A 9,846-nucleotide genomic window follows, 5' to 3' on the forward strand; every position below is an offset into this window, starting at 1 on the left:
GACGGCGACGGCCACCGTTCTGACAAAGCCCACCCCCCACCGGGGTGGGCGTTTTGCGATGGGTGCCTGTGCCAAGCTAGTAGGATTCGAACAGGTACTCGATTGGCGTAGGCCTACCAAACAGGTAGCCCTGATAGCGGTAGCAGCCGTGCCCTTTTAGCCAATCCAACTGCTCCTTTTTCTCGACGCCTTCGGCCACCACGGTCAGCCCGAGGCTGATCGCCAGAAGGATGGTGGTATCGACAATGGCCGCGTCGGTCTTGTCGGTCAACAGCTCACGAATGAAGGACTGGTCGATCTTCAACTCGTCCAGCGGCAGGCGCTTCAGGTAACTCAGCGACGAGTAGCCCGTCCCAAAATCGTCCAGCGCAAAGCGAATCCCCTGGGCCCTCAGTTTGAGCATGGTATTGCGCACCCGCGTCGGCTCGCGCATCAGCAGGCTCTCGGTCACTTCCAGCACCAGCCGCCCAGGCGGCGCCTGGGTTTCGGCCAGCAAGGCTTCCACATTGCGCACGAACTCAGGCTGCTGGAACTGCACCGAGCTGACGTTCACCGAGATGGTCAATGCGGCGTAAGCAGTCTGGTGCGACCACTTGGCCAACTGCTCGCACGCACATCGCAAGACCCAATAGCCAATGGGCACGATCAGGCCGTTCTCTTCGGCCAGCGGAATGAACGTGCCCGGCGACACCCAGCCACGCTGGGGGTGGTACCAGCGCAGCAGCGCTTCCACGCCGGTCGTCACCCCCTGATGATCCACCTGTACCTGATAATGCAGCGCCAGCTCCTGGCGCTGCAGCGCCTGATGCAGATCGCCTTCCAGGCTTGCCCGCTCCAGCACGCTGGTCTGCATATCCACATTGAAAAAACGCAGCGTATTGCCGCCGGCTGACTTGGCTTGCTGCAGCGCCATGTCAGCCTGTTGCAACACGCCGTTCATGGGGTTGCCAGCCCCGTTGAAGAGCGTAATGCCCACACTGGCCGTAATGGGGAGTGCCCGGTCGTTGCGTAACTGGGAGATGTTATCCAGCAGTTGGCGGGCCACGCGCTCGACGTAGGAAGCAGCGTCATGCTGCTGCTCTCCCAGCCGATTGATCAGAATCACGAACTCATCGCTGCTGAAGCGTGCCAGGGTGGCGTCCTCGGTCAAGCGCTGCTGCAGGTTTTCCGCCACGTTGATGAGCAGCTGGTCGCCGCTGTCGTGGCCCTGAATGTCGTTGACCAGCCGGAAATTGTCGAGGTCCACGATCAGCGGGGCGCTATAGCCCCCGGACGGGCAGTGGGTGGCCTCGGCCAGCGATTCGAGCAACAGGCGACGATTGGGCAAACCGGCCAAGGCATCATAAAACGCCAGATGATGGGTACGCGACTGCATCTCCAGGTAATCGGTCAGCTCGGTGGAAATACCGCATAGGCTGGGCGCTTCTCCCGGAGACATGACCAGCGGCATTTTGACCGAAAGGAAGGTACGCACCCGCTCTTCCCCCTGGAGCACGTTATGCTCTTCGACCGTCGTTTTCTTGCCTGTCGCCAGCACCCGACGGTCTACCTCGGCCATTTCTGCAGCGCTGGCCGCATCGAAAAAGGCATCGTCCCCCTGGCCGATGATCTGATCGACCGGCCGAGCAAACAGGTCACAGATCTGATGGTTCACATAGCGGTATTTGAGGTCAGGGGTCTTGATGTAGATATAGGCATCCACGCTATCCAGAATACTGGTCAGCATATGCTCGTGAGTAGAGAGCTGCTGCCGGTTGAGGCTCTCCCGTCGCCGCAGCAGGACATTGCCCGCCAGCGCTATCACCAATACCACGATCAACACGCCACCCAGCCACCATATAGCCAACGTGGCGCCAAGGGTGCAGGCAGGCTGTGGGCGCGCCAAGCGCTCAGGGTCTCGTAGTACGTCGACGCCGCGTCGTTTTTCCACTCCACCAGAGTAGCGTCGATGCGCTCCAGGATATGGGCATCCAAACCAGGCGAGGCGGCATAAAAGAGCCGTGAAGGCTGGAAGATGATAGGGGTTTCACGCAGCCCGTAATCGTTGGCTCGCCAGTCGCCGAACAGATGATTGGACGCCACCAGATCGGCATCGCCCAGCGCGACTGCCTGGAAGCCCGCCGCAAAACTATCCACTGGCAGCCACATCACGTCGATATCGAAGCGCTGCGTCACGGTCATCAGGTAGCTTTGCTGGATAGAGCCCTCCACCACCGCCACACGCTGCTGCTCGAGATCCAGAATGGCCTCGACGCGGCTGTCGCTGGGTTGGTAAAGCTGTGACCAGCTGTGCATGACCGGCTCGGCATGAAAGGCGAAGCGCTGGGCACGCTCTTCGCTCCACGCCAGGTCCGGCAACAGGTCGATATCATCCTGCTCCAGCAGCGTCAGGCACTGCTGAAAATCGCACGGGACGCTTTCCAGCTGCCACTGCTCTTTCAGGGCCATTGCCGTAAGCAGCTCACCCAACACACCACGCAATTGCCCCTGGTCATCGGTGAACAGCTTAGGCGGGTTGTGATACACCCCGACACGCAGCGTTTGCGCAGCGGCTAGCGGCGATACTGCCCCAAACACCATCGTCAGCAACACAGCATGGCAAGCAGCCTGTCTCGCACGCCTCCCCCTGTTGCACAGCATGGTAATGGTCACTCACCGGGCATGGTCAATGGCCCTGCACGCTCCACGACCCGCTGCCAGGCCGAGTCCTGCTCAATGCGTGCCACAAAGGCGGTAATCGCCGGAAACGCATCCAGCGACTGGGTGGCGGCCACGGCCTGCATGGGAAAGCTCATTTGAATGTCCGCGCCACTCGGAAACTCGCCGGCAAAATTGCCGTGCGCCTTCAAGTGCGACTCGATCATGCCAAGATGTTGTTTCAGCTGTGGTTGCAGAAAGCGTTTGTGAACGGTGCCACTAATACCCTGGGCAATGGGTTTGACGAACCAGGGCGACTGTTTAGGAATTTGACTAAAGATCAATCCCATCACCAACAGCGGCATTAAAGAGCCTTCGGCATAATGCATCCAGTAACGATAGTTAACCCATTCGTTACTTTTATCTGGCCCCGGCTGAAAATGCCCTTCTCCGTAGCGGTTGACCAGATAATCGATGATGGCCCCCGACTCGGCCACGGTCAGTTCGCCATCGGTAATCACGGGTGACTTGCCCAATGGGTGCACTTTTTTCAGGGCATCAGGGGCTTGCTGTGTTTTGGGGTCACGCTGATAGACTTCGATGTCATACTCTAGCCCGAGAGCTTCCAATAGCCACAGAATGCGGTGAGAACGTGATTTTTCCAGGTGGTGTACGCGGATCATGACGACTCCATAAGGCGATTTGGTACGCAGCCTTCAAGCTGGTGCCAGCATCCATTGACTGCACGCGTTAGCTGAATGATTTCAGCTTAGCACTATTACAGCGTTGAACCCCATCGAGAGAGTGGCGCACTGAGAATATTATCTACGTCTTTTCGAAAAACGTCTTCTAGTGCGCTTTAAAGTATCTTTAAGTGACTGTTTTCAATTACCACAACCCGCTACAAAAGTGGCTAAAAGAGCCACTGCGTGTCACGCCCTGTACTGTTGCCACATACGGTGGAGCAAATCTTTTGGTGACCATTTACCGTGCAGCCAGGGTGCCAGTAACCGCGTTGAAAGTGGAATAAATACGAATACCATCACGGGCGTCAGCACCAGCGTACTGAGCAACACGCGCGGTATCAGCGTCCACTCGGCCAACAGGCCGCCAAACAGCCAATGAAACAGCAGTGAGACCGGAAAGAAGGCCAGCCAGACGGCAACGGCCTGCTTCCAACGCGGCGGCGCAGCACCATTGGGGGCCACGTTGAACCAGCTGTCCAGGCCGGTGGCACGGTGCTCATGGGGCGCGTCGTAGAGCCCCTTGCCACGCTGCAGCCAGGCATGGCGCGACGCGGAGTGCTCCCAGGAAGCGAGTCGCGCTGCGCTTTCGAAACGGAAAATGATCTGGTATTCGTCATCGTCCTGAGGCGGTGCCAGCACCCCTGAGCCCAGATAGCCCGGAAAGTCGGCAGCCAGCTCACGGCCTTCATTGAGCCAACGGATAAAGTCCTGATAGCGGCCATTGGCCACGCGACGCGCCACCATCAAGGTGACAGGTGAGGTAGACATGGGTGATCTCCTGATAAGTAGGCAACCACTGCCGGATAGGCGGGTTGCAGGCATTCAGGTGGGTACGCCTGAAGCACACGGCTACATTATAGAGGGAAAACCACGCGGGCACAGCTAGGCATGCGGGGCCAGGGGAACGATATCGTGGAATTTACCCTGCTCGGTAAAGAACAGCCGAAACACGCCATTCACGCCGTCGCGGCCCACCACGCGGCGCAGGGCGGTGGCCGGGAAGACCACCCAGCGACCATCCACGCTGCGCACGCGCACGTTGTCATACTGCCCTTCATAATGGGCAAGGCATTCGGCTGCCGTCAAATGGATCATTACGTCAATGGAAGGCATGGCGTTGCGTCATCGGGTAGTGTCGCTGATACTTCATCATACTGGATTCGATCTCAACATCGGTAACCGCCCATGGATCTTTCATCACTCAGCGCTTCCTATAGCGCCACGCTCTGGCCTTCACCTACCCTGCCTAACGCCAGGGTCGCTGCCGATTCTCAAGCACAGCGCGCAAACGATGCCGACGAGGAAGCTGCCAGCGATGAAACGACCCCGGCAACGGCAGGCCCCACTCGCCCAGACGGCACCCCGCTGGAACCCGAAGAGATCCAACAGCTGGAGCAGCTCAAACAGACCGACCGCGCGGTGCGCCAGCACGAAATGGCACACCAAACCGTGGGTGGGCCTTATACGGGAGGCGCCACTTACGAGTACGAAATCGGCCCTGATGGGCAGCGTTATGCGGTCGCGGGCGAAGTGTCCATCGACTATGGTCCGGTGCCGGGCGCCCCCCAGGCCACCATTGAAAAAATGCAGACCGTCATCGCTGCCGCCCTTGCACCCGCCGACCCATCTCCCAAGGACCTTCAGGTGGCCGCCCAGGCACGCCAGTACCTGCTGGAAGCCCGCCTGGAAGCGGCCCGAGAGCAAAGCGAGATGAACCAGGCCCGCAGCGGCGACGGCACGGACCCGTCGGCCCCTGAGTCAGCCACTGCCGAACAGGCCGCTTGATCTCGACCACGACGTCAGTCACAGCCTCAACCACCGCCACTCCTCTTGACGCTTGGGTTCATTGCAGGCGGCTCAAGCCGTGCCAATCATCGCGTAGCGGCCACTGCTCGAGCCAGCCCGGCAACGCTTCCGGCGGCATCGGCCGAGCGATACCATAGCCCTGGGCCAGCTCGCAGCCCAGCACCATCAGCGCCCTGGCATGCTCCAGGGTTTCGACCCCTTCGGCCAGCATCGGCCGCTGGAAGCGGTTGGCCATGTAGATGACGCTTTCGACGATCGCCATGTCGTCGCGGTCCACCAGCATGTCACGCACGAAGCTTTGGTCGATCTTGATCAAGCTGACCGGCAGTTGGCGAAGATGGGTCAAGGACGAATAGCCAGTGCCAAAATCATCGATCGCAAAGCTGACCCCCAGCGCCTGACAGCGGGCCATGGTTTGCAGCGCGGCGGTCACATCGTGCATGGCCGCGCTTTCCAGTACTTCGAGCTTCAGCAGCGCAGGCGAGACCGTCGGATAGCGCGCCAACAGCGCCGCCAGGCGCTGGCTGAACTGGCTGGTCAGCAGGTGCGCAGGGCTGATGTTGACGTTGATGGGCAGGACGATGTTGGCCGTCTGCCAACTCGCCAGCTGGCGCAGCGCCTGCTCGATCACCCACTCGCCCAGGTCGATTTCCAGCGGCGTGGCGTCGATGGCGGGCAGGAACTGCCCCGGCGACAGCAGCCCGCGCTCGGGATGTTGCCAACGAATCAATGCCTCCACGCCGACGACCTGGCCACTGCGCATGTCCACCTGCGGCTGATAGTGCAGTCGCAGCTCATCGTGGTCCAGCGCATCCATGAAGCGTTGGCGCTGCTCATGACGAGCTTGTAGCAAACGGTCGTGATGGGGATCGAAAAAGTGGTGGGTGTCGCGGCCCCGTTGTTTGGCACGATACATGGCCTGGTTGGCATGACGCAGCAGCACATCCCCCTGCACATGATCGTGCGGGTAGCGCGTAATGCCGAGGCTAGCCGTCAGGTAAACCACCTGGCCTTCGACCATCAGCGGTTGGCGAATGGAGCCCAGCAGCTTCTCGAAGAAGACGTCATCGACCCCATGGTGCAGCAACAGGACGAATTCATCCCCACCAATGCGTGCCAGTACGTCATCACCAAACAGCTGGTGGCTAAGTCGCTGTGCAAACGCCGACAGCAGCGCATCCCCCACCGTCAATCCAAGGCGCTCGTTGATGGCTTGGAAGTGGTCGATATCCAGCGAGCATACCGCCAGCGTCTGCTGCTGGTTTTCCGCGTGCTGGATCGACTCCTGAATCAGTTGCGTCAACAGCTGCAGGTTGGGCAAACCGGTCAAGGCATCGAAATAGACCTCGCGGTTGAGGTGCCGAGCATGGGCAGGAATGGCCGACAAGTCTGCCAGCACCATGACATGGTGGTCCACCCGCCCCTGGGTGTCGCGGACGCGATTGATCGACAGCATGCCGGGATAGAACTGCCCATCATGGCTGCGGTAGCTGACCTGGCTTTTGCTGCGATCACGTAGCTGCAGCTCTTCACGCATCAAACGTACGCTGCGGTGGTCGTCCAGTGGCAGGATACTGAACGCTTCCGGAGTCTTGCCGCGCACGTCTTCCAGCGCCAACCCCGTGAGCTCGCTGAACGCCGGATTCACCTCTATGACCTGGTTATCGGCGTTGGTAATGATGATGGCTTCATTGGCATAGCGAAACGCCGACTCGCTGGGCGAGGCAACATCTTGAGTATCCAGGGTCGACATTGCCACACGCCACGCCGACGCCTGAGCGCCGGAAGCCATGGCGGGGTGAGGCAAAGACTGCTCCTTTGGGTCGTTCAAGGGCGGGCACATGCGTCTCTGCTCTCCTCGTCTAAACAGCGTGAATGTCATGACTTTTCGACATATTAACACCCTATTGACCGGCAGGGTGCTGGCAGCAACAGCGCTCTATCAACGCGCGCTAGAGCACAAAAAAGGAAGCCGACGGCTCCCTGTGAAGGCATGCGTAAGGTCTTGTGACTCAGGCGTAGCGCAACGAGGGAACACGCGACGCATCGCTATCGCTCACCAAAAAGCGGCTGACCAACACCGACATCTCTTCGGCCTGATCGTCCAGTGAGCGGCTGGCCGTGGCCACCTGCTCGACCAGCGAGGCATTCTGCTGGGTGACGTCTTCCAACTGGGCCATGGCGTGGCTGATCTGCTCGACGCCCGCCGATTGCTCATGGCTGGCCGTGGTAATCTCATCCACCAGCACGGCCACCTGCTGCACGCGCGCAGCGATCTGCTCCAGCGTCTCGCTGGTGTCTCCCACCAGTCGTTCGCCTTCCCCAATACGGGCCACATTATTGTCGACCAGGCGACGAATCTGGCTGGCCTCTTCGGCACTGCGGCTGGCCAGTTTACGCACCTCGTCGGCCACCACGGCAAAGCCACGCCCATGCTCCCCCGCCCGTGCCGCTTCGACCGAGGCATTGAGCGCCAGCAGGTTGGTCTGGAAGGCGATATTGTCGATGGCTGCCACCATGGAGGTCACCTGCTCATTCGCCTGGTGAATCTGCTGCATGGCCTCCCGCGCCTGCAGCGCCACCTGAGTGGCCTCCTGGGCCTGATTCGCCACCTCCCCAGTCATGCGCTGGGCCTGATGAGCATTATCGGCGTTCTGACGCACGGTGGCGGTCATCTGCTCCATGCTCGACGCGGTTTCCACCAGCGAGGCAGACTGCTCTTCGGTGCGCTGGGCCAAATCCTGGTTGCCCTGGGCGATTTCGTTACTGGCCACCGAGACCGACTGCGCCGAGCGCTTCATTTCCCCGATCAGCCGTTCGGTTTGTGCAGAGGCTTCATTGATGACGGTATACAGCCGAGAGAGCTCATCGCTACCGGGCACGGGCAGTCGTTGAGTCAAGTCATCGTCGCGCTCGGCAATACTGATCAGCGCCTGCTGTAACGGTAACGTCATGGTCCGCACGACCCATAGCGCGAGCCCGATGGCGGTGAGCGATGCCAGCAGCGCCACCGTCACATACTGCCACAGCGCCTGCTGAGCCGAGCCTTTGCGCCTAGCCGTTTCCTCGACGATGGCCGCCGCCACTTGATCCTCGAGCGCCTTGAGACGACCGATCTTGACGGTTTGCCAGTCGAACCACTCTTCCGGGTTCACGTTGTAACCGCCGTTTTGCTGCAGCGCCAGTTCGCGACGGGCCAACACCCGCTCGATTTCAGGACCGCTCAGCGCAGCACTCAGGGCTTCGCGCTGGGCGTCATCCGACAGCACATAGGCACTCTCCAGAAACGCCCTTTCTTCGCCGACCAACGACAGCAAACGATGCTGCGTCGCCGGGGGCATGGCGTCTGCAGCAAAGACATTGGACAGCAGCGCACGCTCGATCCCCGCCAGGTCCTTGGCTTCCAGCAGGTTGTAATAAGCCGCTAACTGGCGGGTAATCCCGCCCTCTTCGGTCAGCTGGGCCAGTTCGCCGACCAGCGCCATCAGCGTGTTATTGAGCCCGGTGTAATGGGCCAGCGCATCGGCAGTGGCGATATCCAGTCGATCGATCTGTTGGCGCATCTGCGCTTGCTGCTGCCAGCGCTGCTCGATCTCTTCCAACTGGCGAGTGAGTCCGGCGCCCAGCAGCGTTTGGTCCAGCGCTTGGCGCTGTTCGAGGAAGGTCTCGGCGGCGCTATCGGTGCTCGGCCGCTGTTGGGCTAGCCGGTTCCCAAAGCTGGCCCCTTGGCTGCCTAAAAAGCCGGCGCTCATGCCGCGCTCCAACTGCATCTGGTGTACCCAGTGGCCCGCCTGCTGAGCCAATGCCGTGAGGGTCTGTAGGCGTTCGAGCTCATGGACGGTATTTTTGCGATCCAGCGCTCCGCTGGCACCCAGCCAGCCCAGCGCCAACAGGGGAAGCAACAGCACCAGGGCAAACTTGTAGCGCATGGGCAGTCGGTGGAGTAGCTCTTTCATGGCAGTGCTTAGCCTCGATATGTCGTTCAGGGAGGTAAGCGGCGTGTTCGATATTATTAGCGTGCACGTGCACATTGTAGGTGAAACTGGCCGCATTTTACCGCGGCACTTAAGGAACCGCTGATCAATTCGTCTCTGAGCGGCTAAAGCACTCTGGGCGGCATATTCACCGCGTCAACGGTCACTTTCTGGCCACGGAAGGTGGCCTTTTTACCCTGGCAGCCTGGTTATCCAGCTGCCAGGCCAGATTCAAGACACACTGGCCCCGTCAGCATGCCCCTGGCATCGTCCAGCCAGCACCAAATTGCCGAGGGCGAACAGGGTGAACAGCTGCGCCTGGTTCCTGGCCAGTCCCTTGTAGCGAACCTTCCGGTAGCCGAAGAGGTTCTTGATGACATGAAACGGGTGCTCGACCTTGGCGCGGATGCTGGCCTTGGCCTTCTCGATCGCCAGCAGCAGCGCTTTCATGGGACTGTCTTCCATCTTCTTGATGGGGCCGCGCTTGGCGGCAACACAGCAGCGGGAGTCCGGGGCATCCTTCTCTTCGTCCAGGTACTTCCACATGCCGGTGTAGCCCGCGTCGCCGTATACCCGCTTGTCATCCTCCCGGACCAGAGCGCCGGCCATGGTGACATCGGCGACGTTGGCCGACGTGGCGGCGACACTGTGGGTCAGTCCGGTGACCGCATCGACACCGATAT

9 protein-coding genes are annotated in these 9,846 nt (G+C 60.4%); 1 reads left to right on the plus strand and 8 read right to left on the minus strand.

The window, feature by feature from the left end:
- Positions 1-76: 76 nt before the first annotated feature.
- The 5 genes from CWI66_RS13610 to CWI66_RS13630 all read right to left on the minus strand — a co-directional run bounded on the left by CWI66_RS13610 (position 77) and on the right by CWI66_RS13630 (position 4,496).
- Positions 77-1,846 carry a putative bifunctional diguanylate cyclase/phosphodiesterase gene (locus tag CWI66_RS13610; protein ID WP_100731976.1) on the minus strand — a complete coding sequence of 590 codons (1,770 nt, stop codon included), beginning with the start codon at positions 1,844-1,846 and terminating at the stop codon, positions 77-79.
- Complete coding sequence (locus CWI66_RS13615; protein WP_157808980.1) at positions 1,816-2,592, minus strand: transporter substrate-binding domain-containing protein; 777 nt, start codon at positions 2,590-2,592, stop codon at positions 1,816-1,818. Before CWI66_RS13615 ends, CWI66_RS13610 begins: the two co-directional genes overlap by 31 nt.
- A gap of 56 nt (positions 2,593-2,648) precedes the next feature.
- Positions 2,649-3,320 carry a glutathione S-transferase gene (locus tag CWI66_RS13620; RefSeq protein ID WP_016915887.1) on the minus strand — a complete coding sequence of 224 codons (672 nt, stop codon included), beginning with the start codon at positions 3,318-3,320 and terminating at the stop codon, positions 2,649-2,651.
- Positions 3,321-3,569: 249 nt separating this feature from the next.
- The gene (locus CWI66_RS13625) at positions 3,570-4,151 is read right to left on the minus strand and encodes an antibiotic biosynthesis monooxygenase (RefSeq protein ID WP_081138025.1); all 582 of its coding nucleotides are present in this window, start codon (positions 4,149-4,151) and stop codon (positions 3,570-3,572) included.
- 114 nt (positions 4,152-4,265) lie between these two features.
- Positions 4,266-4,496, minus strand: coding sequence for a DUF2835 family protein (locus CWI66_RS13630; RefSeq protein ID WP_081138023.1), 231 nt, complete (start codon positions 4,494-4,496; stop codon positions 4,266-4,268).
- Positions 4,497-4,568: 72 nt separating this feature from the next.
- Between CWI66_RS13630 and CWI66_RS13635 the strand changes: the two genes are divergently transcribed.
- Positions 4,569-5,168 (plus strand): putative metalloprotease CJM1_0395 family protein, encoded by a 600-nt coding sequence (locus CWI66_RS13635; RefSeq protein WP_100731978.1) that lies wholly within the window; start codon positions 4,569-4,571, stop codon positions 5,166-5,168.
- Between the two features lie 58 nt (positions 5,169-5,226).
- Here the strand turns inward: CWI66_RS13635 and CWI66_RS13640 are convergent, their stop codons facing one another.
- The 3 genes from CWI66_RS13640 to CWI66_RS13650 all read right to left on the minus strand — a co-directional run.
- Positions 5,227-6,942 carry a putative bifunctional diguanylate cyclase/phosphodiesterase gene (locus CWI66_RS13640; RefSeq protein WP_232710918.1) on the minus strand — a complete coding sequence of 572 codons (1,716 nt, stop codon included), beginning with the start codon at positions 6,940-6,942 and terminating at the stop codon, positions 5,227-5,229.
- 259 nt (positions 6,943-7,201) lie between these two features.
- Positions 7,202-9,145 (minus strand): methyl-accepting chemotaxis protein, encoded by a 1,944-nt coding sequence (locus CWI66_RS13645; protein ID WP_232710917.1) that lies wholly within the window; start codon positions 9,143-9,145, stop codon positions 7,202-7,204.
- Positions 9,146-9,394: 249 nt separating this feature from the next.
- The coding region (locus CWI66_RS13650) for a transposase (RefSeq protein WP_157808981.1) at positions 9,395-9,846 on the minus strand (452 nt) is incomplete at its 5' end.

It is taken from the genome of Halomonas sp. 141, from assembly GCF_002810305.1.
In the GTDB taxonomy this organism is placed as follows: Bacteria; Pseudomonadota; Gammaproteobacteria; order Pseudomonadales; family Halomonadaceae; genus Vreelandella; species Vreelandella stevensii.

Excerpts from the sequence above, each read along its gene's own strand:
- CWI66_RS13620 (WP_016915887.1), bottom strand. The coding sequence starts at position 3,320 with ATGATCCGCGTACACCACCTGGAAAAATCACGTTCTCACCGCATTCTG.
- CWI66_RS13625 (WP_081138025.1), bottom strand. The coding sequence starts at position 4,151 with ATGTCTACCTCACCTGTCACCTTGATGGTGGCGCGTCGCGTGGCCAAT.
- CWI66_RS13630 (WP_081138023.1), bottom strand. The coding sequence starts at position 4,496 with ATGCCTTCCATTGACGTAATGATCCATTTGACGGCAGCCGAATGCCTT.
- CWI66_RS13635 (WP_100731978.1), top strand. The coding sequence starts at position 4,569 with ATGGATCTTTCATCACTCAGCGCTTCCTATAGCGCCACGCTCTGGCCT.
- CWI66_RS13640 (WP_232710918.1), bottom strand. The coding sequence starts at position 6,942 with ATGTCGACCCTGGATACTCAAGATGTTGCCTCGCCCAGCGAGTCGGCG.
- CWI66_RS13645 (WP_232710917.1), bottom strand. The coding sequence starts at position 9,145 with ATGAAAGAGCTACTCCACCGACTGCCCATGCGCTACAAGTTTGCCCTG.